Genomic DNA, 23,967 nt, shown 5'->3' with positions numbered 1-23,967 from the left:
CGCATGAGCACCCGTACTCAACTCTCGTGCCTGATGAGTCGTGGGAGCACGTTATCCCGTTGCTCCCTGGCCGGATGATCTGGCTGACATGCTGCTGTGGAAGGAACCTTGACTGCTTCGTCTGCGGCTGCTCGGAGGAATCATGCGCCACACCAGCACAGCAACCACACTCATCACCGTCTGGTGCCTTGGTCTTCTCACCGCCTGTACCGATGGCAATGACCAAGCCAAGCCCGAGCCGACTCCGCGCACTGTGCTCAGTTTGAGACAGGGCGCCGATACCGTCGGCGTCGGCGGGAAGGGTGCTGTGCGAATCACTCCAGACACCGTGGTCTACGTCAACAAGGCCAGCACAGGCACCCCGGAGCACGGTCTCTACGCCGTCGTCGCCTTCAGCGCCGAGAACCGGACTGATACCAAGGTGACGGCAGCGACCAGCAAAGGAGGCTTCCGCTGGCAGGCTCCCAACGGGCACACCGTCAAGGCGGGAAACAGCAAGGGTGCGGCAAGGATCGCTCCCATCGGCTTCCATGACGGCGGGCCTACCGTCCAGCCCCACACCTTCCGCAGAAACACCGTCGCCTTCGACATAACCAACTCCGAGAAGGGCGGCACCCTCGTCTATGTCGACGGCCACGGTGACGCCTTCCGCTGGAAGATCCCTGCCGCCAGTTCAGGAGACGCTGCCTCGGCGCTGAAGTCCGCACTGACCTGAGCCGCGGCCCCGTAGTCCCGATCGGCTGGCAAAAACTGATGGCGCACGCGCACCTGCTGGTCGGGGCCCTGGCGCATTCGGGCCGGTGGAGGGCGGCGGTGGCAGAGTCGGAGGACTTCTCCCCTCTGGTCCAGGCCCTGGACGATGTCGTGCGCAAGTACCGGCTTCGCGGCCACCAGAACCAGGCCGACGCCATGCGCACGGCAGTCAACGTACGTGTCTCCTGACCCTACCCACAACGACGATCGGCTTGGCCTCAGACCAGTCAACTGCCCATTTTGCGAGGCAGAGTTCTTCCGGCATGGCCTGTCAGGGAGCGGGCGACGAGGGCCCGCGCACGACGATTGGCGCCTCGGCCTTCTCCCGGGCGCGGGCCGAAGCGGCCTCGGCCTCCTCGCGGGTGACTTCCGCGTAGAACCGTTCCCCGTGCGCGTCGGTGATGTCGATGACCACCTTGGTCCACTCCTCGGCGGGCTCCTCCGGCACGTGCCCCAGGTGATACTCGGCGTCCTTGAGGAGTTCCTCCGTGAGTCGTACGCCGGTCAGCCGCTCGGTCAGGGCGAGGACCGCCGCTTTGGTGTCGCTGCTCGGGCCGGTGCTGTCCTCGTCCTCGGCCAGGTCGAACCCGATCTCACGCATCACGGGGACCAGTTCGTCGGGAGTGCTGCCATACCTGGCGGTGGGCCCTTCGAAAGTGGTCCGGAGCTCTCCGGCCTCGTACCAGTGGAACAGGTCGATGGGTGCGCCCCCGTTGGTGGAATGCGTCACGGCCCGCCCGCCCGCCGACAGGGCCTCCAGGAAGCGCGAGTGCATCCCGACACCGCCGTCGAACTGCAGGATGAGCGTCCAGTCGCCGTCCGTACCCGGCACCGTGCATGCACCCGCGATGAAAGAGTCGTCCCAGTAGTCCGTCTCACCACGCTGGTTCAGATGCTGCTCGATCAGGGCGTCCACCCCCGTGCAAGTGCCCTGCGGCTCCGCCCCCATCGCACGCAGTACGTCGCCGGGGACCACTCCCCGTACCAGGGTCAGGCCGTATCCGCCCTCCAGCGCCTGGCGGAACACCGGGGAGGAACGTATCCAGGCGTAATCATGTGCGGTCACCAAAGTCATGCCCCACAGTCTGTACGCCACCACTGACATCCCGCTGACTCCGCACCGCTCCCCCTCTGCAGGAACAGCCCACCGCGGTCAGTCGTACCGAGCTGCGACCGGGTACGGCCACGGACCTGGAGTCGATCCAGAAGGCGGTGCTTCCTGTGGTCTCACCGTGAATACTGTCCCGAACTGCCATCACGCTCGGGGGAAACATGACCGTCACCAAGCTTCTGAGACCCGTCCTCACCGCCACACTCCTGGCCTCGCTCCTGGCCTCAGTCACCGCCTGCGGCGCGTCGTCCGTGCCGGATGCCTCGGCGAACACCCCGACCGGCGCGGGATCCGCCGAGACGCGTCGTTCGGCAGACCCTGCGCCTGTCGCCGCCACCATGCCCGATGTCATCGGCGGCAACGCCCAGCGCGCGTACGAGCAGATGAGCTCCGAACTCGACATGACATTCAAGGACGCGAGCGGACAAGGCCGTCCAGTGGACGACCCGGCTGAGTGGAAGATCTGCGGCTCCCAGCCGGGCCCGAACCAGCGGATCACCGAATACCCGGTGATCTTCAACGTGATGAAGGTCAAGGAGAGTTGTAAGGGCACGGCGCCGAGGTGATTACCACCACCTATGCGATTAGGAGAGGTTGTAGGTGACCACGGCGCGGGCGGCGGCTCGGAAGTAGTCGTTGACCGTGGGAGAGCGCTCTGCGCGGCGAAGTTCGTCGAAAGGGCCGTTCACGAGGACGGCCTACACGTCCTCCTGGAGCAGATCGCGCTGGATCTGGTGGGCGATGGAGCGGCGTACAGATGCTGATGCGGTGGGGGTGACCTTCGAGGGGATGTCGAGACCGCGGCTGATCTCGTCGTACGCGGCCCGGTAACTGCCGGGCAGCTCTGCCCGGTGCAGCCTCAGGTCCTCTTCGACGAGGCGCCGCAGCTCGTCGATGTTCTGCGGCGTGAAGCGCTTCTTGCCACGGGCGAGTGCGTTGACGTAGCGGGTGCAGCAGGCGGTTTCGTGGACGGTCTCGGAGATTTCCTCAGCGAGGCCCCACAGCCGCCCTTCGAGCCAGGGAGCGTCGTACTGGTCGAGGGAGAGCCGCATCGGAGGCTGCGGGTCGTCGGTCTTGCGCTTCGCCATCTGTTTGGACACGGCGGGCTGGCTCATGTCCGTGAGCTGCGCGATGCGTTCCTGCGTCCAGCCGAAGCCCGCAAACACCTTGATCATTTCGGCGCGCAGCTTTCGCATCTCCTCGCCCGCACGAATGACCTCGTTCATGCCGGCGAGCAGCCGCTCGGCCTGTTGCTCGGTCAGCGTCTCGGGGGTCCGGTGCGTGCTCTCTTCGCGTGCCACAACCCGGTTATACACCACGGCATCGCTCTCATAACCCAGTTGTATAACCAGGTTATGACTGGCAGGATCCGCAGCATGCCTACCTTCTCCGCGCCCGACGGAACCCAGCTCGCCTACCGCGTCATCGGTGAGGGCGATCCGCTCGTCTGCATCCCGGGAGGTCCTACGGACTCCACGTACCTCGGCGACCTCGGCGGCCTGTCCGCGTACCGCCAGCTGGTCCTCCTGGACCTTCGCGGCACCGGCCGGTCCGCGATTCCCGACGACACTTCCTCCTACCGCTGCGACCGCCTGGTCGAGGATGTCGAGGCGCTGCGCAAGCACCTAGACCTTCCCCGGATGGACTTGCTCGGCCATTCCGCCGGCACGAACATTGCGACGCAATACGCGGCCGGATACCCGGAGAGAGTCAGCAAGCTCGCCCTGATCGGCCCCAGCACCCGCGCTGTCGGTGTAGCGATCACGGGAGAGACGCGGCGCGAGCTCGCTCAGCTTCGCAAGAACGAGCCGTGGTTCCCGGAAGCGTTCGCCGCCCTGCAGGCGATCACCGAGGGCACGGGCAGCGACTGGGAAGCCGTCGCCCCCTTCTTCTGGGGCCGGTGGGACGCCACGGCACAGCAGCACCACACGGCCAGCCAGCCCCGCAACCAGGAATCTGTCGCTCACTTCGCGGCTGAGGGCGCCTTCAACCCGGAGAGCACTCGTGCGGCGCTCGCCGCCTGCAAGGCCCCCGTTCTGCTGCTCACCGGGGAGTTCGACTTGAACAGCCCGCCGGTGTCCGCGGCCAAGTTCACGGAGGTGTTCCCTGACGCCACACTCGTGGTGCAACCGGGCGCGGGCCACTATCCGTGGTGCGACGACGCCGACCGGTTCGTGGCGACCACGGCGGCATTCCTGCGTGGATGACCTGGCTCACGCCCCTGGGGCCTTGTGTTTCCCGCTGTAGTTGCGGCGGTTGTCCGCTCCTGTGCGGCGCCGGGTGCGGATCAGAGTGCCGTCGATCAGGACGATGCGGCCACCCGTTCGGATGACCTTCTTCAGCGCGCGCTCCAGGCACCGGGCCCGTGCGGCAAGCAGTTCGATCACCTCCAGGACCCAACGACGCACCGTCAGCTTCCGCCACCGGGAGCGGATCTTCTTCAGATGGCCGCGCAGCAGGGTCGCCGAGGAAGGTCAGGGTGGCCGTGGACAGCTGCAGACTGGACTGGTGGACAACCGTCTCAGCGCCCCCGGCGGGGCTGGTTTTCTTTGACATGATGTATCAACTTCCGCCGGAGGCACCGGCGTTACGGCCCGTGCTGCTTGCCGTTGCTGGGCCACACTCACAGCGTGGTGGTGAACTACCCGTCGGCCAGCTTGCGCAGCCAGCCCCGCTCGGCCAGTCGGTTCAGCTTCGAGCGCATCGCCTCCGAGCGGGCCGGCTCTTGGGACATCCCCAGCTCACCGCAGACCTGCTTGGCCATAACCGGCGTATCCGCCCGTCGCACCGCGTCCATGATCTGCTGGTAGTCCTCGGCAGTACCGTCTCGTCGGTGCCGCGCTCGCGCTGCGGCACCAGCGGTTCGACCCTCGGGCCGTGATCAGTCCATGAAGGTCCGGTTCCGCATCCTGGCCACCTGACGCACCTCCCGCGCGGACCGTACGGACAGGTACCTCGCTCACGCCGGGAAATCCGCGGATCCCTGATCGCCGAAACGGCAGACGACGCGGGAGTTCTGCGCGGCGTGCGCCGGACTTGATCAGCGGTTGGAAGGCTGGGCGTACTGGAGGACCGGACGTTCCTGATCAGCCCGGACGGCGAGTACGACGTCCTGTTGAGACGTGGGCGGCCGGCCCGGAGCATCTGCTCTGGGCCGGCCCGCCCACGCCATATCAGCTTGCGGTGGGCACCGGGTCGCGGGTTGGTTCGGGCATCGCCTCGGGTGCGGGCGTCTGCTTCGGATCGGGCTCGGCTGTCACCGCAGAAGGAGCGGGGGCAGGGGTGTAGGGGATCTCTCCGCGCAGGACGGCCTTGGCGCGGTCCTCGTCCAGTTCGCCCTCCCAGCGGGCGACGGCCAGGGTGGCGACGCCGTTGCCGACCAGGCTGGTCAGGGCGCGGGCTTCGGACATGAACCGGTCGACGCCGAAGACCAGCGCGAGGGCGGCGACCGGGACGTGCGGTACGGCGCTGAGGGTGGCGGCCAGGGCGATGAAGCCGGAGCCGGTGACGCCTGCGGCGCCCTTGGAGGTGAGCAGCATGACGGCGAGCATGGTCAGCTGCTGGGTGAGGCTGAGGTCGATACCGAGGGCCTGGGCGAGGAAGACCGAGCCCATGGTCAGGTAGATGGCAGTGCCGTCGAGGTTGAAGGAGTACCCGGCGGGCAGCGTGATGCCGACGACCGGTTTCGAGGCGCCCGCGTGCTGGAGCTTGGCCATCATGCGCGGCAGGACGGGCTCGGTGGAGGAGGTGCCCAGGACGATCAGCAGCTCTTCCTTGATGTAGCGCAGGAAGGGCAGCATCCGCAGTCCGTTCAGGCGCATCACGGTCCCGAGGACGACCAGGACGAAGAAGAGGGCGGTCAGCCAGAACGAGCCGACCAGCAGGGCCAGGTGGCGCAGGGTGCCCAGGCCGTAGTTGCCGATGGTGAAGGCCATCGAGCCGAACGCGCCGATGGGGGCCAGCCGCATGATCCAGCGGATGAGCGTGAACAGGACCGTGCAGAACTTCTCGACGCCCCGGGCGATCCCCAGGCCGGCCTCTCCGCTGGCGTGCAGACCGAAGCCGAACAGCACCGACACCAGCAGCACCGGCAGGATCTCGTTGCCGGTCAGGGCGCTGACCAGGGTGGCCGGGATGATGGTGAGGAGGAAGGCGGCGAAGCCCTCGTGGGCCGTGGTCGTCTCCGGCGGGAGGCCCTTCGTGGACAGGGTCGAGAGGTCGATGTGCAGACCGCTGCCCGGCTTGACGATGTTGACGACGACCAGGCCGATCACCATGGCCACGGTGGTCAGCACCTCGAAGTAGACCAGAGCCTTCAGGCTCACCCGGCCGACCGCGCGGGCGTTGCCCATGGAGGCGATGCCGTGGACGACCGTGCAGAAGATGATCGGCGCGATGAACATCTTCACCAGCGCGATGAAGCCGTCGCCGAGCGGTTTGAGGTCGGCGCCGACGGACGGCCACAGCCCGCCCACGGCGGCGCCGAGGAGGACGCCGATCAGGCACTGGATGTAGAGGTGGGGCAGCATCCGGCGGATGCGGCCCGGTGGTGCGGTGACGGTACCCGGGGCGGCGTCGTTGCGGCTCATGCGGGGCGTCCTTCCAGGACGGGAACGAGGAGTTCGGCTCGGGCGATACGCCGGGCAGCGCGGTGCAGCAGCACCGTGGGGGACGCGCCGTCCGGTGCGGGGACGGCTTGGGTGGTGACCACGCCGGCGGGGGTGCCCAGGCGCAGCGTTCCGTCGGCGGTCTGCCGGGCGACGCGGTGGGCGAGGGTGCCGGGGGTGGCGGCGGCCGTGGCCAGAGCCACGGCGGAGGTCAGGCCGATCGCCGGATGTGGGGCGTGCATGGAGACCATGCGTACGGCCAGGTCGTACTCGTCCTGGTTGACGAGTGTGCCCTGTGTGGTGCGATAGGGAGCGGGTCGCGCGACGATGCCCACCTTCGGCACCGCGTGGCTGACCCGATCACCCTCGCGGGCCAGGCCCATGGCCAGCGCTGCCTGGCGGCGCAGCAGTGTCAGCGCGGGCACTGCGGTGGCGAACGTGGTGAGGGATTCCGTGCTGTCGAGGCCGAACGCCTTGGCCTCGAACAGCGCGGCCGGCGCGCCGGCGTCCACCAGGGAAGCCTCGACGGGGCCGTCCGGGCCGGTCAGCTCGTCCAGTGCCCGGCCGGTCGGCAGAGCGCGGCCGGTCGTCGAGCCCGCCGGGTCCTGAAACCCGAGCAGGACCGGCACGCCCCGTGCCGAGGTACCCGGCACCACGGCCGTGCCCTCCTCCGGGGCCACGCCTGCGGGGGTGGGGATCGTGCCGGTGAGGCGGGCCCCGGTGTTGACGTTGAGCATGCGGACGGTGGTGGTGTCCGACGCGATCGGCACGAGATCGTGGTGGACGGCGTACAGGGCCACGGCGGTGGCGCAGTTGCCGCAGTTGCTGGCCCACTCCACGCGCTCGTCGCCGATGCCGACCTGCGCGAAGGCGTACTCGACATCCACGCCGGCCTGGGTCGACGCCTGTACGACGGCGGCCTTGGAGGTGGTGGAGGAGGCGCCGCCCACGCCGTCGATCTGGCGGGGGTCGGCGGCGTTGAAGGCAGCGAGCAGGAGGGCACTGACGTCCACGCCCGTGGCGGCCACGTCGCGGTGGTCGAAGATCCAGCACTTGCTGGTTCCTCCGCGGATCATCTCGCCCTGCAGACGCAGCACAACTGACTCCTCACAGCCATGGAAGGGGAAGTCCACCGACGGTCTCGCCGTGCGGGGTGTCCTCCACGGTGGGTTACGGCAGCGTGAAGTACAATCTCGGAAATCTGCATGGCCATTAAGCTCAAGTGAACGCTGGAGGTGGCGGCATGCTCGACGTCCGGCGCATCCTGCTGTTCACGGAGGTCGCCCGGCGCGGCTCGGTGACCGCGACAGCCCGCGCCCTCAACTACACCCCGTCAGCGGTATCGCAGCAGATCAGCCGCCTGGAAACGGAGGCAGGCCAGCCCCTGCTGGAACGCCACGCCCGGGGCGTCACCCTCACCGACGCCGGACGGGCGCTGGCCGAACGAGGGCAACGGATCGAACGCGAACTGCAGGCCGCGGAAAACGAACTCGCCGACTACGCCGGTCTGCGTGCGGGCACGCTGCGCATCGGCACCTTCCCCACCGTCGGCGCCTCGCTCCTCCCGCAGGCCGTGATCGCCTTCCGGGACGCCCACCCCGACGTACGGCTGACCGTCCGCAGCGCCCGCATCGCCGGGCTCTGGACGATGCTGGAGAACCGGGAGATCGAAATGTCGCTGATGTGGGACTACGACTGGAGCCGAATCGACCGGGAGGACATCGTCATCACCCCACTCCTCGATGACCCGCCGGCTCTTCTCGTCAGCGACCACCATCCACTCGCCGGCCGCGACGCCGCCTCACTCGCCGACTTCGCACACGACCCCTGGATCACCCGCGCCGACCGTCACCCGGTGGCCGAAGCCCTCGTCCGCGGCTGCCGCGCCGTCGGCTTCGAGCCCCACATCGCCTACGAGGCCCACGACTACCAGGAAGCCCAGGCCATGGTCGCCGCCGGCATCGGCGTCGCCCTTGCTCCCACCCTGGCCCTGGAGGGCATCCGACCCGGCGTCAACGTCCTGCCCCTCCAGCCGCCGGCCCCCGTCCGCCGCATCCTCCTGGTCCGCATGGCCGATCACTCGCTCACCCCCGCCGCCCTGACCTTCGCCGGACTCCTCCGCGACGCCGCCGCGGCCCGAACCCTCTGACACCGAACCACGCCCACCGATCATGGAACCGTGGCGCTGACCGCCGCCTGCAATCCAGGCCCCGCACTTCGGTGTTGGACCCGAGCAACGGGCGGCGGCAGGCAACCCTGGCCATACGTTGGGTTCGGCGGCGTGAACCGGAAGGAGCACGGGATCCTAGGTGAGCTTGGCGAGCGGCGGCTCCGGAAGTGACCAGGCCGAGGGCATGGGACGGCGAGACCGGGACACTCGCCACCGGAAGTGGTCACGCTGCGCACGTCTGGCAGGCCCGTGCGCAGGTCTCGGCGGACGTCAGCCAGGCGATGAGGTCGGCGCGGGCGCGGGCCACCCGGGAGCGGACCGTGCCGATGGGGCAGCCCACGACGGCCGCAGCATCCGCGTACGGCAGGCCGACCAACTGTGTGAGCACGAATGCCTCGCGCCGCTCACCCTCCAGCGCGTCCAGCAACTCACTCAGCGCCAGCCCGTCGTCGAAGCCCGGCAGGCAGAGGGGCTGGCGGTGTTCCGCGACCGCCTGCCAGTCGTCGACGTCGGCGATGCGCGGACGGGCGGCGGCGGAGCGGTAGCGGTCGATCACCACGCGACGGGCGATCGACAGGAGCCAGGTGCGGGCGCAGGAGCGGCCGGCGAATCGCGGCAGGCTGGTGAGGGCGCGCAGAAACGTCTCCTGGGCGAGGTCGTCGGCGGTGTGCGTTTCGCCGCTCAGGTGTGCCACGAACCGCCATACATGGCGGTGGGAGGAGCGGATGAAGCGCTCGACGGCGTCAGGGTCACCGTCCCGGGCGGCCAGGGCCAGGGCCGTCAACTGCGCGTCGTCCGCGGCCGTCCGCTTGCCACCGGCCAGACCGTCAAGGGCAGGAATCATCACCACATGTCCTTCGGGAGATGCGGGCCGCACCACGGCATGGCACGGCCTCGTCGGTGAGCGGCACTCCGGCACCCGTACGACGGCCGGTGACGACGTACGTCCAGGGACGACGCGCGAAAGGCGTACGGCTACGGGCAGGCGGGAGGGCCGCGGGGCCAAGGGCCGGCGGGTGGTCCAGCTGCGCTCACGGACGCGTAAGGGCGCCCGTCGCGCGGACCCGCCGGTACTCCGCCCGCCACCTCGCGGAAAGGGGAACGGGGCCCGGACGGCATCGACGACACCGCGTCATTGACGGCAGGTGCGTCCAAGACGGCGTCGCAGCATTCCGGGCAGCGCCGGGAAGGCCCCGGGGCGGGCGGTCAGCAGCAGAAGGACGGGCTCGGCGGGCCCCTGCGAAAGCGGACGTGGTGCAGGAACACCCCACGCAGGCACGGGACATGAGCGGCCCCGACCGCCGGGCGGGCGGTCGGCTTCAGGCCGGTCCAGCCCAGTGCCGCCAGGGCCAGCAGGAAGGGCGCAAACCATTCCGCGGCGGCGTTCCGGGCGAGCCGGCACACGGCCGCCTCGCCGCGCCACATCCACAAGCCGCACACCAGCGCGGCCAGCGCGTGGGCCAGGAACATGCCGAGAGTGCCGTGGCCGGCGTGCACCATCTGCGCCAGGCTCCAGTCCTCGCGCAGGGCACCGGGAGCGCCCGTGTGTGCGGTGGAAAGTGCCTGCATGCCGGCCATGTCCGTCAGACGGCTCATCCCCGCCATGCCGCCCATCGGCGTCGACGAGGAGGCGTGAGCGCTCTCCAGGCAGAGGCCGGCCCCGCACGACTGCACCCGGCCGAACAGGGAGTGCAGCGCCAGCTGTGCCAGGACGGAAGAACCGGTCACGACGAACCCGCCGCGTTCCCGCCCTGCCGACCACCAGGCCGCCGAGCCCGTTACGCCGAGTGCGGCGACGAGGACCCACCAGGGCAACGGCCGCGCGGACATCAGCGCATGCCCCAGGGCCGCGGTCGTCACGCACACCACCGCGAAGATCGCGGCGCGCACAGCGCGTGAAACCGACCCGGAAGTCATGTTGGCCATCGTGCCAGCCCGTTCGCCCGCTCGGGAGGGTGCACGGCACCTCGGGCTCAGTTGTTGTCCAGATCTGCTAAACCACCTCACGGGCGGTCAACTGGGCGGCAGGGAAGGGGAGATGATGCTTTCGGCTGCACCTACGCCTGTCGGGTCGACGCTGCCGTACGGCGGTTGCGCGGGCGTGCGGTTCCGTGGTTCCGCGGTTTCGGCCTCGGCGACGCGGTAGTGCCACGCCGTGCTGACGCCGTCGGGCCCGGGATCGGGGCGAGCCGAACCGGCTTTTCGCAGGCCAGGAGACCGGAGGGAGCGTGTTGTGCCCTCACTCACAAGCCTCGGCCACCCTCGTCGTCTACAGTGCGGTAGACCGTCTACTTGCTTGTAGTCGCTCGGGGTGTGGTGACCCGGGCGCGCCCAGGGCCGGCCTCGGGTGTCGGCCTGCCCGTCGGGCCGCGTCCGGCGCGGTAACGGGGACGGACTTCCCTAGTCAGTGAGGTGATCATTGTTGCGTCCCACCATCCTGGTCGTCGAGGACGACCATGCCCTGCGGGACGTGCTGGTGCGCGGGCTGCGCGACGAGTGCTTCGACACGCGGGCCGCACAGGACGGCGCCATCGCCCTGCGGCTGGTCGGCGACGGCGTGGACGCCGTGGTGCTGGACGTCGGGCTGCCCGACGCGGACGGACGGGACGTGTGCCAAGCGATGCGGGCACAGGGGTTCCTCGGACCGGTCGTCTTCCTGACCGCGCACCACCGGCTCAGCGACCGCCTCAGCGGGTTCTCCGCCGGGGGCGACGACTACCTTCCCAAGCCCTGCCACCTCACCGAACTCGCCGCCAGGTTGCGCGCCGCCCTCAAGCGTTCCGGGCCCCCGGCGCCGACGGCCACCGGGGACCTCGTCCTCGATCCCGTGCACCACGGCCTGTGCGTGCGGGGCGTCGATGTGGCGCTGACGCCCACCGAGTTCCGGCTGCTGGCCGCGCTGATGGCCGGACTCGGGGCGGTGGTGCGCCGACGGGATCTGGTCCGGGTGGGCTGGCCCGAGGGCGCATACGTCAGTGACAACACCCTCGACCAGTATCTGAGCCGGCTGCGGCGCAAGATCCGGGAGGCGGGAAGCAGCCTGACGATCAGCACCATCCGCGGGATCGGGCACCGGCTGTCGTGACCGCCCGAAACCGCCTCGCCGGGCCTGCCGCCCGCTGCCGCCCCCGCACCCTGCGGGGCCGGCTGTCGCTGGTGGCGCTCACCACCGCCACGCTGGTGATGGTGATCCTCACCGTCGTGTTCAACGCGATCGTCCGGCAGCACCTCCAGCAGCAGGCGGATGATGAGCTGCACACCCGGGCCGCCGCCGTGGCCGCGACCGTCGACACCCGCCACCGCCCGGTGCGCGTCCTGGAGACGCCGCACGACGCCGTCCTCGACACCAACGTATGGATCTACGCGGGCGCCCGGCTGCTGGAACACCCCGCCTCCACCACGCCCGGCGCCACCCTCACCCGCACCGCGGCGGATCTCGCCGCGCGCGGCGGCAGACACTGCGCCGAGGTGACGGCCGGGGACCCGATACGCCTGTGCGCCGAGCCCGTGGGCGACGTCCGGCCGGGCGCCGGGCCCACCGCCGCTGTCGTCACCGCCATGGACCTCGCGCCCTACCGCTCCTCGGCCGACACCCTGCTCGTCGCCTCCCTGGCCCTGGACGCCACCGTACTGGCCTGCACCTACGTCCTGACCCGGCTGGCGGTGGGGCGCGCCCTGCGCCCCGTGCGGGCGATGACCGAACAGGCCACCCGATGGAGCGTGGTCGGCTCCGAACAGCGCTTCGGCGTCGGGGACCGCCCCGTCGAGCTGACACGGCTCGGGGCGTCGCTGGACGAACTCCTGGACCGCATCCGTGCCGTGCTGCGGCACGAACAGCAGCTCACCCGGGAGCTCTCCCACGAGCTGCGCAACCCCCTGGCACGGATCACCGCCGAACTCGACTGGTGGCAGGCCCGGCCCCGTTCCACCGCCGAAACCCGCGCCGCGCACGCCTCCATCGCGGATGCCGCCGACTCGATGCGCACCATCTGCGACACCGTCCTCGACGACGCCCGGGCCGACGCGCACACCGCACCCGGCACGGCGGACGTGATGGCCGTGCTGCGCCGCCTCACCGCACGGCTCGGCGCTCCCGGGAAGCCCGCGATCACGGTGACCGGCCCGGACTCGCTGGTGGCCGGGGCGCCCGCCGCACTGCTGGAACGCGTCGTCGCCACGCTCACCGACAACGCGCTGCGCTACGCCCGTACCCGGGTCGGCATCCAGGCCGCGCCGGGGCCCGACGGCATCTGTGTGGCGGTCATCGACGACGGGCCCGGCGTCCCGGCCTCGTTCACCGCGGACCTCTTCCAGCCGGGCCGGCGCGCCGACCCCGAGGACGGACACGGCGGAGCGGGCCTCGGACTGCCGCTCGCGCGGCGCCTGGCCCGCTCCGCCGGCGGTGAGGTCACCCATGACGCCGGGCACAGCTCCGGCGCGTGCTTCGTGGTCAGCCTGCCCGCCGGATGACAGTGCCGGGCCCGGCACCGTCCCCGCCCGGCAGGCCCGGGCGGGCACGCCGCCGGGCCCTCGCGCCGCCGCTCAGGAGGCGCCCGTCAGGCTCTTGTCCTGGGGGACGGCGGTCCGGCGCTCCTGAACATGGGCGTAGCCCATCAGGCCGACCAGGATCGCGAGGAGCACGGCCGACGAGCCTGCCGTGCCGAGGTCGAGGCCGCCCTTGGCGAGCGGCTTGGTGAGGAAGTCGCCGGCGGTGGCTCCGAGGGGGCGGGTGAGCACGAAGGCGATCCAGAACAGCACCACGTTCGGCACGGCGGGCACCCGCATCAGGCCGACGAGTACGGCGAGCACACCGGTAACGAGCAGCGCGCCACCCGCATAACCGAGTCCGGTGCTGTCGGAGAGGAAGTCACCCATCGACGTGCCGAGCGTGTTCGACACGAGGATCGCCGCCCAGAAGAGCGCCTCCGCGCGGAAGCTGACGATGTCGCGGATGGCGAACGTCAGCCCGGTGCACTTCCAGATGACAAAGATGACGACCAACAGCGAGATCAGGATGGCGGCCCCTGTGGGGTAGCCCAGTCCGAGGCCCTGCGGTCCCCAGCCGAGTGACTTCGCGCCGTCCGTGAGGAACTTGGCGCTGGCGTCCCGGTTCATGAAGTCGGACATCGTGGTGCCCGCCATGCTCGTGGACAGGATGACGGTCCAGTAGAAGAACGGGTTGTAGCGCCGGGACCGGAGCTGGACGACCAACGTGACCACGAAGAGCAGGAACAGCGCGATGGTGGTCAGGAAATAGCCGAGCTTGAGGGTCTGGGCGAAGAGGTCGCCGGCCGTCTCGCCGAGGGTGGTCGCGGCGGTCTTCATGACCCAGAAGGCAAGCGTGACCTCCGGCAACTTCCGCATCACGTACCTGTCGGTACCGGCGACGTCGAGGTCGGTCAGGACTTCGGGCTCAGGCAAGGTCGGTCCCTTCTGGGGGGCGCCTCCGCCTCCTCACGTCGTGCCGTGGGGGCCTGGCGAAGTGCGCACAGCGGCAGCATGTGGGGGCACGAGGCGCACCGCGCGCGGCGAAACCCGCACCCCGTCAAACGCTCCCAGCCCCAACCTGAACGCATCCTGAACACCGCTCACCGCACCCGCAGAGCAGCCCCGGACGGGTGAAGCCGGCCCCGGGCTCGGGGCCGGCCGCCGCCGAGGGTGGGTCCGCTCAGCTCGCCTGCGGAGTGAGGCGTTCCGGGTCGGACACGTCCCGCCGGGTGACCGTCAGGAACACCACCAAGCCGAGAATGACCGCCAGGAACAGCACACTGGTGATCACCGTGCCCAGGCCGAGCCCGCCGTCGGCGGTCGGCTGGGACAGGTAGTCGCCGATCGAGGCGCCCAGCGGCCTGGTCAGGATGTAGGCGATCCAGAAACTCCACACCGCGTCCAGCCCCAGGGCGAAGTGCGCCACCGCGACCGCGGCGATCGCCAGCGCGAACAGGCCGGCGGAGAGCCAGTACCCGAGGTCCATGCGCTCGGCGACCAGGTCACCGGCGGCAGTGCCCAGGGCGAAGGTGAACAGCACGGCGAGCCAGTAGAAGGACTCGCGGCGGGTGGTGTCGACGTGGTGGATGGAGAGCGTGCGCTCGCTGCGGTACCAGGCCACGAACACCACGACGAGGGCCACCGCGAACGCGACGGTGCTGGTCTCCAGCGGTACGCCCAGGTTGTCGGTGAGGTTGTCGCTGATCAGCGTGCCCACGACGCTGATCAGCGCCACGGCGAGCCAGTAGATGCCGGGGCGGTAGGCGCGGGTGCGGAACTGGGCTACCAGGACCGCGACGAGCACCACGCTCATCAGCAGCGACACGCCCGTCAGGCCCAGGCCCAGCTTCTCGTTCAGCAGGTCGGCCGCGGTCTCGCCGACCGTGGTGCACAGGACCTTGATCACCCAGAAGTACGCCGTGACTTCGGGGACCTTGTTCCAGCGGAGGCGCCGGCCGGTGGGGGCGGGGCGGGAGGTGCCGGGCGCCTCGACGGCCCCGGGGATGTCAGCTGTCATGGTGCCCGACCGTGTCATCCGCAACCTGAACGCATCCTGAGCGTGCGCCCTACCGCGTCGTCCGCGCTTCCGCGGGCCAGGTGAGGCGCCGGGCGAAGTGGGCGCCCGCAGCCAGGACCGTGAGGGCGGCGGTGCAGCCGCCGAGCAGCATGACCGTGGCCGGCGAGGTGCGGTCCAGGGTCAACCCTCCCACGAGTGCGCCGAGGCAGAACGTGGCCTGGAAGGAGGCCGTGAACAGCACCGATGCCGCTTCGGGGGTGGTGGGCGCCGCCTTGGCGAACCACGTCTGCGAGGCGACCGGCACGGCGCCGTAGGCGACACCCCACACGATCAGCAGGACCACCGCGCCGGAAGCCGAACGGCCGAGCACCGGCAGCAGCAGGGTCGCCACGGCGATGAGACCGGCCGCGAGTCCGAAGACGGTCCGCGGATACGCCGCCACCCGCGCTCCGCCGACGAAGTTGCCGAGGATGCCGGCCACGCCGTAGACCAGCAGGAACACGGTGACTTGACCGTCGCCGGCACGGGTGACCTGTTGCAGGAACGGCGTCACATAGGTGTAGGTGCCGAAGTGGGCCAGCACGATCAGGAACGTCAGCAGGAGCGCGAAGCGTGTGTGGATGCTGCGGAGCATCCCCCCGAGCACCCTCGGCCGGGTGGCCCGGACGGGCGGCAGCGGCGGCAGGACCAGGAGCAGCATGACCAGCACTCCGGCCGTCAGCGCGCCCATGACGACGCATGCCGTGCGCCACCCGGCGACCTCCCCGAGGAGGGTGCCGGCCGGCACCCCGAGGACGGACCCCAGGGGAACGGCGGAGAAGATCACGGCAGTTGCCCGGCCGACCGAGGCCGGCGGCACCAGCCGCTCGGCCAGCCCCGCGCCGATCGACCAGAACCCCCCGATGGTCAGGCCCACCAGGGCCCGGGAGAGCAGCACCAGCCAGTAGCCCGGTGCTGCCGCGGCGAGGAAGTTCGCCACGGCCAGCAGGAGCATGAAGACGCACAGCATCAGGCGGCGGTCGATGCGCGCCGTGGCCATGGTGACCAGCGGAGCCGCGAGGGCCGCGAGGAAGCCCGGCATGGTCATCATCAGCCCGGCCGCCCCGTCCGAGAGGGTGAAGCTGTCACCGATCTCGGTCAGCAGCCCGATGGGCAGGATCTCCGTGGTGACGATCACGAAGATCCCCAACATGACCGCGACCACGGCCAGTCGGCCGGTCAACGGGGAGGGAAGCGGGGGCGCCGCGGGCTCGGCCGGGGCGGCAGGGGTGGTGAGGGACATGGGCTCCGTCCGGGGAGAGGCAGTCGTTCCACCACCAGCTCAGCAGGCGTCACCCCCGCCCGGCTGGCAGCTCTGCGACACCACCCCCGCGCGCTGCGGTGATGTCGCATTCCTGCCGGACCACCGCCACCGGCGCCCGCGGCACGCCCCGCCCGCCGCCTACGGTGCCGTCGTGGCCCCGGCGTACTTCATGAGGAGTTCGTACGAGCGAACGCGGTCGCGGAGGGCGTGGACGGGTGTGGTCAGCATGAGTTCGTCCGCTCCGGTCTCCGCGACGAGCTGGGCGAGCCGCCGGACGACGGTCTCCGGCGTCCCGACGGCTTGCTGTGCGCGGAAGCCGGCCAGCGCCTGTCGTTCCTCCGCGGTGAAGGGGTGGGCGGCCGCTTCCGCGGGCGTGGGGAAGGCGATCTCGCTCAGCCCCTTGAGGAGCCCGGCCTTGACGACGTCCATCGGGCCGACGCGCCACGCGGCTTCTTCTTCCGTCTCGGCGCACACCGCCTCCACGCAGAGCAGCACCCGAGGCCGTTCGCACCAACGGGACGGGGTGAACGCCGCCCGGTAACCCTCCAGCGCTGCCCGGGTGTTGTCCGGCCGGATGTGGTGGGCCAGGGCGATCGGCAGACCGAGCCGCGCGGCGAGGGCGGCACCCGCGGTGCTGGAGGCCAGCAACCAAGGTTCCGGCAGCGGGCCGAGGGCGACCTCGTCGACCAGGAAGGACAGGATCGCGGCGACGTCCGCCTGGTACTCCTCGTCCGTCGTCGGCCCGGCTCCGCGGCGCAGGGCCCGCGCGGTGGCCTCGTCGAAGGTGCCCGGACCGCGGCCGATACCCAGGTCGACGCGGTCCGGGTGCAGCGCGGCCAGCGTCCCGAACTGTTCGGCCAGCGTGAGGGGTGCGTGGTTGGGGGCCAGCACTCCGCCCGAACCGAGCCGGATGGCCGAGGTCGAGGCGGCGGCGTGCGCGGTCAGCACCACGGGCGGGAACGCGCCGATCGCGGGCGAGTGGTGGTGCTCGGCGTACCAGATCCGGTGGTATCCCAGCCGTTCCAGTTCCTGAGCGAAGGCGGCGGTGTCGCGCAGGGTCTCCACGGCTCGGGTGCCGGTCTGGACCATCGCGACTTCCAGCGCGGAAAGAGGTACATCGATCATGGTGTCAGCATAAGGATCGCGTGTTCGAAAATATGCGGCGATCGCGCGACCGCGCAGGATTGAACGACCGCCGGCTGTCACAGCGCTCCCGGCCGAAGGCGCTCCACGCCTCGTCGGACCACAGTACGGTTCGTGTGGACCAACTCTGGTTTTGTGTGCGGGGGTTGAGCATGAGCACTGGGTCAGCAGGGGCCGGCGGGGCCGCCGAGGGAGCGGAGACCGCGCGCCTCCCGGTGCGGGGGTAGGGCGCGATGGTCACGGCCGGGACCGGGTCGCGTATAGACGAGCGGGCGATCAGCGCGGGCACGACGATGCGCTTCGCCCTGTTGGTGATTCTGCTGCTGGTGAGCAGCGGCTCGATGATGTCCGCCGTCGCCGGCGCCAAGGACAACCCGGACGGCTTCGCCGGATTCGGCTGCCAGTTCGCCGCCGGCGTGGATCCCACCCAGGGCGACGGCGCGGTCAGCTACGCCGGGGCGATCGCCCACAACGACGCCCTTCAGGCGTGTCTGGACCGCTATGCGTCGAGGCCGCCGTGGTGGGCGGACCTCGTGTGGCCGGGCCTCGTCCTGGTCGCGGCGGGCGTGCTGTTCTGGGTCCTGCCGGCGTGGAAGGCGCGGCGCGGCCGGGTCGTCGCGCTGGAAACGGTCGATCACGACGGCGGGATCCGGCGCGCCGTGGCGGAGCTGGCGGCGACGGCCGGCCTGGCCCAGGTGCCCCGCGTGGTCATCGACCCGGCCGCGGCGTCGGCGAGCGCGGTGGTGTTCGGCCGCACCCGCCGTCCCACGGTCTGCCTGCACGCCGGTCTGCTGGCCCGCAGATCCCGCGATCCGGAGGGCTTCCGGGCGGTGCTGCTGCACGAGTTCGCCCACATCCGCAACGGCGATGTCACCCTGACCTATGTCACCGTCGCCGTGTGGCGGGCGTTCGTCCTCCTGGTGCTCCTCCCCTACCTGGTGTGGTGTGCGGCCGTCATCCCCACCTCACTCCAAGATCCGCTCTGGACGGCCGAACAGCCCTATGCGGCAAGGGCGTTCGTCCTCCCGATCTTCATGATCGTGCTGGTCTACCTCGCGCGGTCGGATGTCCTGCGCAGCCGCGAGGTCTACGCCGACCTGGCCGCGGTGCGCTGGGGCGCCGACCCGCGCGGCTGGGCCGTCCCCGCGGCGGCACCGGCCGGGGGCAAGGGCAGGCGGTTGCTCGCCTCCTTCGTCGAACTGTGGCGCACCCACCCGCGGTGGGACCTTCGCCGGGACGCCCTGACCGATCCGGCGGCGCTGTTCGGTGTGCAGGCGCTGCCGATGTTCCTGACCGGGGCGGCCGCCGCGATGATCAGCGCCCAAGCCACGCACTATCTGGCCGCGGGCGCCCTGATCAGCCCCTGGACGCACCCCGCGACGGCACTGCTCGCGGCGGTGGCGGCCACCGGGGTGGCCGGGATCGCGCTGTGGCGGGCGGTGGCCCACGCCGTCCTCACCGGGCGGCGGGTGCCGTCCGGCGTACGGGCGGGGCTGTGGCTGGGCGCCGGGATGGCGGCCGGCGTGCTGGACATGAACGAGTTCGCCGTCGCGGAGTGGCTGCCCGCCCGGCCCCAGGTCCTGCTACTGGTCGTGTGCGCGGGCCTGGTGTTCGCCGGGTGGACGACGCAGTGCGCGCACCTCTGGTTCACGGTGTGGTCGGGCCGCACCAAACTCCCGGCCACGCTGCTCGTCATGGCGGCCGCGTGCCTCCTGCTCACGGCCTGGTTCTCCTGGTGGCAGAGCGGCGGCGTCGATCTGGCGAGCGGATGGATCAGCACGGAGGCGGAGCGCCGGACACTGGAGAACATCTTCCCCGGGCCGGCCACCGACCACCGCACGATGCTGTACGTCAGCGCGGTGGTCTTTCCGGGGCTGGCCGGCCTCCAACGGCCCCTCGTCCTGGCCGCGGTCGCGGCCTTGTGGCTGGTACCGCTGCTGGCCTGGATGACCGGTTCGGTGACCGCGCTGCGCCGCCGCCCGGCCCGCGGCGCCTCCGACGACCTCGTCGAGCCGGCGCCGTCCTCGACGGCGCCGCCGCCGTTGCGACGCGTGCTGCTCTCCGCGGCGCTGGGCGGGGTGGTCTGCTGGGTCGCGGTCGCGGCCACCAAGGCGTACTTGCACACCTGGCAGCCACCGCTCGGGCAGCGCGGGGGGCTGTACACCTTCCTCTCCCAGGCGTGGGCGATGGTGGCCGTGGTGACGGTCGCGACGGCGGCCGCCGGGGTCGCGAGCGCGTGGGCGCGCCGCTATCCGCTGCTCATCGCGCTGGTCACCGCCGAGGCCACGGCCCTGGCCGGGCTGGCCGGGCACTTCGTGCTGCTGTCCGCCGACGGATGCATTCCGCCGCTGCGCACTCTCGCCTCGCGCTGCTACTGGCTCCCCACCGGGGCCTGGCCGCTGGTCCGGATGGTGCTGGGGCCGGTTCTCGTGTCCACCGCGATCGGCGCCGTCGTGGCCGTCGCCGCGGTGTCCGCGATCCAGCGGCTACGGCGCGCCCGCGCGGCATCACCCGTCCCCGCGCCACCGCACGGGAGCAGGCGCGGACGCCTCGCCCGTCGCGTCACCGTGAGCGTGTTGTGCGCGGCGGCGGTGGCAACCACGACCGTGGCCGCGCGGTACGCGAGCAGGAGCACCTCGCAGACCCCCGACAAGTACCACGTAGCCCTTCCGGCACAGGTGGCCGCGCCCGCGCCGATCGCGGCGATGCAGGCGACCGCCTGGCTCAAGTTCGGCGGGCGGGACCTGATCCTTCGCTACGCCGCGACCGACGCCGCGCTCAGCAAGGCGCTGCTGCAGGCTGCGGACGCGCACGGCCGCCTCGAATCGTCGGTCTTCAAGCCGGTGTGCGCGAAGTTCGGCCGGATCATGCGGGACGCCACCCGCTACTTCCCCGTCCCGGACCCGCAGGCCGCGCCCCTGTGGCGGACGTTCCTCGACCGGACGCAGAGCGGCAGCCGGGGCTGCGCCCTCGCCTTCGACCAGGGCGACAACCACCGTTTCATGGCGTCGATGCAGCAGTTCCACGAGGCGGACGTCACCCTCCGGTCGGTACAGGTCCGCCTCGACGAGCTCCGCCTCGCCGGCGCCGGGTCCCCCGCGACCGGGGCGCGCTAGCACCGCGAACGCGTCTTGTTTTCACGCCTGTTGGTTCAGGTGGCGGCGGGACCAGAAGGGGCGGTCGGGCCAGCGGGTCTCGCGGGCGTGTACGGCGCGGTGCTCGCGCGCGTAGGCGGTACGGGCCGTGGCGACCTGCGCCGCGTAGGCGGCCAGGGCCGTGCGGTCGCCGTGCAGGTGGGCGTCGACCGCGTGGCCGGCGCTCAGCCCCGTGTAGAGGGCGGTGAGGATGCCCTGCGAGCTGAGCGGGTCGAAGGCGGCCGCCGCGTCTCCGGCGGCCGTCCAGCCGTCGCCGTGCACCCGGTCCAGATGTGCGCTGTGGGCGGCGGCGCGGCGGGGTGGCCGCAGGGTGGTGAGGCCGTGCGGGCGGACGCGGTGGGAGACGTGGCGGGTGGCCAGCAGCCGGTCACGGAACCGCTCGTCGCCGGTCACGGCGGCACCAGGAAGGTCAGGGTCGGACAGATCGGGGTCGGTGAAGTAGGCGACCAGGCGGTGCCCGGAGGGCAGCGGGGCGGTGTACCACCAGCCGTCCCGGTCGGACTCGACCAGGGAGCGGCCGTCGGGGCTCGCCCGCGGGGCCGGGTCGAGGGTGAGGTGGAGGGCGGTCAGCCGGTCCGTCGTGCGGCGCCGGGCGCCGGACCGGACCGCGACGGCGGCGCCCCGGCCGGTGGCGTCCACCACCCAGCGGCACCGGACGGCACGTTCGCCGCCGGCGCGGGCGCACAGGGCGATCCGCCAGGTGCCGTCGGGCCGGCGGACGGGGCGCCGGACGGCGGTGTGCTCGGCGACGTCGGCGCCCGCCGCGCGAGTCGCGGCGCGCAGCCGCCGGTCGAAGAGCGGACGGTCCAGGTGCCAGCCGTGGCCGTAGGGATCGTGGAGCGAGTCCACGGCATACAGCTCGGGCGAGCCCCAGGCGGACAGATTGCCGTAGCAGGGCAGATGGCCGGTGGCCAGGACCTGTTCGGCGACGCCGAGGTCGGACAGGAGCAGCCGCGCCGCGGACACCAGCGCCTCGCCGGCCTTGGGCGGACCGGTGCCCGCGTCGGCCAGCAGGACCGTGTGCCCGGCCCGTACGAGGGTGAGTGCGGCGGCACAGCCGGCCGGGCCGCCGCCCGCGACCACGACGTCGTAGGCGGCCGCGGGGCTCACTGCGCGCCGTGGAAGGGGTCGAGCTTCTCCAGGTACCCGGCGGCGATCTCCGCCTCGTCCCGGCCGGTCGCCTCCTTGACCTCCTGGACCGCCTGCTGCACGAGGTCCGCCTCGACCGACTCGGCCGGGATGCTGCCGCTCCAGGCGTCGGCCGCGGCGGCCAGCTGGGGCACCCCCGCCTCGGGCACCTGGATGTTGACGAGGTTCGCCAGGTCCGGGGCCGGCGGGTAGCCGGGCTCCGACTCCACCTGGATGTGGCGGGGGAACTTCCCGTCGCCGACGGTGTATTCGTGGGTCTCGACGACGCCGAACTTGTACCAGTCGTCGATCATCTGCCGGCGCTGCTTGTTGAAGTCCGTGCCCTCCAGGCCGCGCAGCCACACCGCCCGATGCTCGAAGGCCCGCTCCCTGGCGCTGTCGTCGGAGCCGGTCGGGGCGGTGTTGACGGTGGTGAAGTCCGCCTTCTTGAGGACGTGGTTGGGCATCGGCGCGGGCCAGAACGTCGGCACGTAGGGGCTGTAGCGGGGGCCGAGCCCGGCGCGCACCTCGTAGCCGGAACGGCAGCTCGCGGTGTCGCACTGCCAGGGGGCGGCCATCCAGCGGGTCAGGTCGCCCGGCCCCTGCGCGTGCAGCGGGCCGTTCTTGCCCAGGGCGTCCTGGAGGCTGAGCACCGGGCCGTAGTCGCGTTCGGGGTTCTCCGGCGTGCGGTGCAGGACGCGGAAGGGCTCCGAGTACATGGTCTTGTGCCGCATCGGCCAGGTCACCTCGCAGCCCGGGTGGAAGGCGTCGGCGGCGCAGTAGTCCAGGGCGGCCCGGTCCAGCAGGCCCGGCTGTTCGGCGAGGGGCGCCTGGTCCACGTCCGGGTGGCCGGTGCGGGGCGGGCCGGAGGTGAAGTGCCCGTCGGCCCACAGGGCCAGCATCCGGTCCTGGGTGGGCGAGAGGGTGAGGTGCTGCCGTACGGAGTTGGGCCTGCTGGCCATGGCGTCGCCGTAGATCCACGGCCAGGGCACCGGGGACGTACCGTCCCGGGCGTAGTCCCGCATCTGGATGTAGACCTGGCGGCGGAGTTCCCGGCTGGCCTCCCCCGGGTCGGCGAGCCGCTTGCGCAGGGCCGGGTCCAGGAAGTCGTGCGGGCCGCGCCAGCCGAACTGGGTGGCGAAGCCGTGGTTGACCCACTGCAGGTCGCAGAACCGGCGCAGCAGCGGTTCGATGTGGTCCGGGTAGGAGACCGTGGCCTGGGCGGGCAGCGTCTGCTCGGTGACGAACACGTCGAACAGCAGGTCGTAGAGGGTGCGGACGGATTTCACGCCGGGGGCGTAGTGCGGCGGGGCGACCACGACCCAGCTCCCGGTGGCGGCTTTGGTGACGCCGTTGATGGTGACCTCGGCGGTGACCGGGCCGTCGGAGACGTCGTCGTACCAGGTGTCGTTGTTGGCGACGCCGGTGATCGGGCCGTTGCTGTACGAGGCCGAGGTGCCGTTTCCGCCGACGACCACCAGCCGGCCGTCGCTCTGGGTGGAGAGCGCGCCGAGGGTGACCGCATCAGTCATGATCTTCCCGGTCAGGGCGGCGGTCTCGTGCACGGAGGCGCGGACGGCCTTGCGGCCGGCATCGATGACGAGCTTCTTCCGGTCGCTGACGCCGGCGTTCCGCCGGGCCCGCTGCGCGTCCGGCAGCCCGGCGGCCTCGGGGATGTCGAGCGGAATGTGGAACTGGTACCACGCGGCCTTCTTGTTGGCGAGGTGCACCGACCACTTGATCTCGGTCACGCCGCCCTCGCCCAGCTTCAGCTCCCGGACGACCTCTCCCGCCTGGTTGTAGCCGTACACCCGGAAGCGGGCGGCCTGCCGGACGAGCTTTCCCGAGCCGTCCTTGTAGGAGCCGGCCGGCAGCGGCGGCTGGTCCGGTGACTCCGGCCCCATGAAGGGCGGTTGGGGACTGTTGCCGACCCGGGCGATGCCGATGGCCGGATGGATCTTCACCTGTGCTATTCGCTGGTCCACCGGGCAGCCTTCCTCGGGAGGGTGAACGAAGTCCCCCCGGAGGCACCATCGTGGGTGCGGCGCGCTGCCGGCCGCGCGGCCGGCGCGTCGCGATGGGCGTATGGATT

The 23,967-nt window shown here is 71.2% G+C and carries 22 protein-coding genes; 8 read left to right on the top strand and 14 right to left on the bottom strand.

Annotated elements, in window-relative coordinates:
- Window positions 1-142 precede the first annotated feature (142 nt).
- Complete coding sequence (locus OO62_RS18410) at window positions 143-715, top strand: hypothetical protein (protein ID WP_129323026.1); 573 nt, start codon at window positions 143-145, stop codon at window positions 713-715.
- Window positions 716-813: 98 nt separating this feature from the next.
- The gene (locus OO62_RS41355) at window positions 814-942 is read left to right on the top strand and encodes a hypothetical protein (protein WP_266105123.1); all 129 of its coding nucleotides are present in this window, start codon (window positions 814-816) and stop codon (window positions 940-942) included.
- Between the two features lie 82 nt (window positions 943-1,024).
- On the opposite strand, the gene OO62_RS18400 is transcribed toward OO62_RS41355, so the two are convergent.
- Window positions 1,025-1,828 (bottom strand): DUF6461 domain-containing protein, encoded by an 804-nt coding sequence (locus OO62_RS18400; protein ID WP_033268618.1) that lies wholly within the window; start codon window positions 1,826-1,828, stop codon window positions 1,025-1,027.
- 197 nt (window positions 1,829-2,025) lie between these two features.
- Here OO62_RS18400 and OO62_RS18395 point away from each other — a divergent pair, with 197 nt between their 5' ends.
- Window positions 2,026-2,430, top strand: a complete 405-nt coding sequence (locus OO62_RS18395; RefSeq protein WP_033268541.1) for a hypothetical protein — start codon at window positions 2,026-2,028, stop codon at window positions 2,428-2,430.
- 132 nt (window positions 2,431-2,562) lie between these two features.
- Here OO62_RS18395 and OO62_RS18390 read toward each other — a convergent pair whose 3' ends face one another.
- On the bottom strand, window positions 2,563-3,165 hold the full coding sequence (locus tag OO62_RS18390) for a hypothetical protein (protein ID WP_051733398.1): 603 nt from the start codon (window positions 3,163-3,165) through the stop codon (window positions 2,563-2,565).
- A 75-nt stretch (window positions 3,166-3,240) separates the two neighbouring features.
- Here OO62_RS18390 and OO62_RS18385 point away from each other — a divergent pair, with 75 nt between their 5' ends.
- The gene (locus OO62_RS18385; protein WP_033268540.1) at window positions 3,241-4,071 is read left to right on the top strand and encodes an alpha/beta fold hydrolase; all 831 of its coding nucleotides are present in this window, start codon (window positions 3,241-3,243) and stop codon (window positions 4,069-4,071) included.
- 6 nt (window positions 4,072-4,077) lie between these two features.
- On the opposite strand, the gene OO62_RS40695 is transcribed toward OO62_RS18385, so the two are convergent.
- The 4 genes from OO62_RS40695 to OO62_RS18370 all read right to left on the bottom strand — a co-directional run bounded on the left by OO62_RS40695 (window position 4,078) and on the right by OO62_RS18370 (window position 7,568).
- Complete coding sequence (locus OO62_RS40695) at window positions 4,078-4,272, bottom strand: hypothetical protein (protein WP_228332388.1); 195 nt, start codon at window positions 4,270-4,272, stop codon at window positions 4,078-4,080.
- A gap of 233 nt (window positions 4,273-4,505) precedes the next feature.
- Window positions 4,506-4,661, bottom strand: a complete 156-nt coding sequence (locus OO62_RS38980; RefSeq protein WP_106974870.1) for a hypothetical protein — start codon at window positions 4,659-4,661, stop codon at window positions 4,506-4,508.
- Window positions 4,662-5,037: 376 nt separating this feature from the next.
- Window positions 5,038-6,453: a C4-dicarboxylate transporter DctA gene (dctA, locus tag OO62_RS18375; RefSeq protein WP_033268539.1), complete on the bottom strand. Its 1,416-nt coding sequence runs from the start codon at window positions 6,451-6,453 to the stop codon at window positions 5,038-5,040.
- Entirely contained in the window at window positions 6,450-7,568 is a 1,119-nt protein-coding gene (locus tag OO62_RS18370; protein ID WP_033268538.1) for a PrpF domain-containing protein, read from the bottom strand. Before OO62_RS18370 ends, dctA begins: the two co-directional genes overlap by 4 nt.
- 146 nt (window positions 7,569-7,714) lie before the next feature.
- Here OO62_RS18370 and OO62_RS18365 point away from each other — a divergent pair, with 146 nt between their 5' ends.
- A complete protein-coding gene (locus OO62_RS18365) occupies window positions 7,715-8,620 on the top strand; it encodes a LysR family transcriptional regulator (RefSeq protein ID WP_033268537.1) in 906 nt (301 codons plus the stop codon).
- Window positions 8,621-8,864: 244 nt separating this feature from the next.
- Here OO62_RS18365 and OO62_RS18360 read toward each other — a convergent pair whose 3' ends face one another.
- Entirely contained in the window at window positions 8,865-9,485 is a 621-nt protein-coding gene (locus OO62_RS18360) for a sigma-70 family RNA polymerase sigma factor (RefSeq protein ID WP_033268536.1), read from the bottom strand.
- A 362-nt stretch (window positions 9,486-9,847) separates the two neighbouring features.
- On the bottom strand, window positions 9,848-10,558 hold the full coding sequence (locus tag OO62_RS18355; protein ID WP_129323025.1) for a hypothetical protein: 711 nt from the start codon (window positions 10,556-10,558) through the stop codon (window positions 9,848-9,850).
- 505 nt (window positions 10,559-11,063) lie between these two features.
- Between OO62_RS18355 and OO62_RS18350 the strand changes: the two genes are divergently transcribed.
- Window positions 11,064-11,726 (top strand): response regulator transcription factor, encoded by a 663-nt coding sequence (locus OO62_RS18350; protein WP_033268535.1) that lies wholly within the window; start codon window positions 11,064-11,066, stop codon window positions 11,724-11,726.
- On the top strand, window positions 11,723-13,111 hold the full coding sequence (locus tag OO62_RS18345; protein WP_033268534.1) for a sensor histidine kinase: 1,389 nt from the start codon (window positions 11,723-11,725) through the stop codon (window positions 13,109-13,111). The genes OO62_RS18350 and OO62_RS18345 overlap by 4 nt, the downstream gene beginning before the upstream one ends.
- Before the next feature lie 72 nt (window positions 13,112-13,183).
- Here the strand turns inward: OO62_RS18345 and OO62_RS18340 are convergent, their stop codons facing one another.
- The 4 genes from OO62_RS18340 to OO62_RS18325 form a co-directional block, all read right to left on the bottom strand.
- Complete coding sequence (locus OO62_RS18340; RefSeq protein ID WP_033268533.1) at window positions 13,184-14,062, bottom strand: COG4705 family protein; 879 nt, start codon at window positions 14,060-14,062, stop codon at window positions 13,184-13,186.
- Window positions 14,063-14,309: 247 nt separating this feature from the next.
- Window positions 14,310-15,146, bottom strand: a complete 837-nt coding sequence (locus OO62_RS18335) for a COG4705 family protein (protein ID WP_033268615.1) — start codon at window positions 15,144-15,146, stop codon at window positions 14,310-14,312.
- A 49-nt stretch (window positions 15,147-15,195) separates the two neighbouring features.
- Entirely contained in the window at window positions 15,196-16,428 is a 1,233-nt protein-coding gene (locus OO62_RS18330) for an MFS transporter (RefSeq protein ID WP_078617235.1), read from the bottom strand.
- Window positions 16,429-16,587: 159 nt separating this feature from the next.
- Window positions 16,588-17,574 (bottom strand): MsnO8 family LLM class oxidoreductase, encoded by a 987-nt coding sequence (locus OO62_RS18325; RefSeq protein ID WP_033268532.1) that lies wholly within the window; start codon window positions 17,572-17,574, stop codon window positions 16,588-16,590.
- Window positions 17,575-17,825: 251 nt separating this feature from the next.
- Between OO62_RS18325 and OO62_RS18320 the strand changes: the two genes are divergently transcribed.
- Window positions 17,826-20,708, top strand: a complete 2,883-nt coding sequence (locus tag OO62_RS18320) for a M48 family metalloprotease (RefSeq protein WP_033268531.1) — start codon at window positions 17,826-17,828, stop codon at window positions 20,706-20,708.
- A 21-nt stretch (window positions 20,709-20,729) separates the two neighbouring features.
- Here OO62_RS18320 and OO62_RS18315 read toward each other — a convergent pair whose 3' ends face one another.
- Both OO62_RS18315 and OO62_RS18310 read right to left on the bottom strand, forming a co-directional pair.
- Window positions 20,730-21,857: an FAD-dependent oxidoreductase gene (locus OO62_RS18315; protein ID WP_033268530.1), complete on the bottom strand. Its 1,128-nt coding sequence runs from the start codon at window positions 21,855-21,857 to the stop codon at window positions 20,730-20,732.
- Window positions 21,854-23,860 (bottom strand): LodA/GoxA family CTQ-dependent oxidase, encoded by a 2,007-nt coding sequence (locus OO62_RS18310; protein WP_033268529.1) that lies wholly within the window; start codon window positions 23,858-23,860, stop codon window positions 21,854-21,856. Before OO62_RS18310 ends, OO62_RS18315 begins: the two co-directional genes overlap by 4 nt.
- Between the last annotated feature and the right edge of the window lie 107 nt (window positions 23,861-23,967).

This window comes from Streptomyces lydicus (assembly GCF_000717345.1).
Classification (GTDB): Bacteria; Actinomycetota; Actinomycetes; order Streptomycetales; family Streptomycetaceae; genus Streptomyces; species Streptomyces lydicus.
This window is presented reverse-complemented; position numbering and strand designations above follow the sequence as displayed.

Excerpts from the sequence above, each read along its gene's own strand:
- OO62_RS18410 (WP_129323026.1), top strand. The coding sequence starts at position 143 with ATGCGCCACACCAGCACAGCAACCACACTCATCACCGTCTGGTGCCTT.
- OO62_RS18400 (WP_033268618.1), bottom strand. The coding sequence starts at position 1,828 with ATGACTTTGGTGACCGCACATGATTACGCCTGGATACGTTCCTCCCCG.
- OO62_RS18395 (WP_033268541.1), top strand. The coding sequence starts at position 2,026 with ATGACCGTCACCAAGCTTCTGAGACCCGTCCTCACCGCCACACTCCTG.
- OO62_RS18385 (WP_033268540.1), top strand. The coding sequence starts at position 3,241 with ATGCCTACCTTCTCCGCGCCCGACGGAACCCAGCTCGCCTACCGCGTC.
- OO62_RS38980 (WP_106974870.1), bottom strand. The coding sequence starts at position 4,661 with ATGGACGCGGTGCGACGGGCGGATACGCCGGTTATGGCCAAGCAGGTC.
- dctA (WP_033268539.1), bottom strand. The coding sequence starts at position 6,453 with ATGAGCCGCAACGACGCCGCCCCGGGTACCGTCACCGCACCACCGGGC.
- OO62_RS18365 (WP_033268537.1), top strand. The coding sequence starts at position 7,715 with ATGCTCGACGTCCGGCGCATCCTGCTGTTCACGGAGGTCGCCCGGCGC.
- OO62_RS18360 (WP_033268536.1), bottom strand. The coding sequence starts at position 9,485 with ATGATTCCTGCCCTTGACGGTCTGGCCGGTGGCAAGCGGACGGCCGCG.
- OO62_RS18355 (WP_129323025.1), bottom strand. The coding sequence starts at position 10,558 with ATGACTTCCGGGTCGGTTTCACGCGCTGTGCGCGCCGCGATCTTCGCG.
- OO62_RS18335 (WP_033268615.1), bottom strand. The coding sequence starts at position 15,146 with ATGACAGCTGACATCCCCGGGGCCGTCGAGGCGCCCGGCACCTCCCGC.
- OO62_RS18330 (WP_078617235.1), bottom strand. The coding sequence starts at position 16,428 with ATGTCCCTCACCACCCCTGCCGCCCCGGCCGAGCCCGCGGCGCCCCCG.
- OO62_RS18325 (WP_033268532.1), bottom strand. The coding sequence starts at position 17,574 with ATGATCGATGTACCTCTTTCCGCGCTGGAAGTCGCGATGGTCCAGACC.
- OO62_RS18320 (WP_033268531.1), top strand. The coding sequence starts at position 17,826 with ATGGTCACGGCCGGGACCGGGTCGCGTATAGACGAGCGGGCGATCAGC.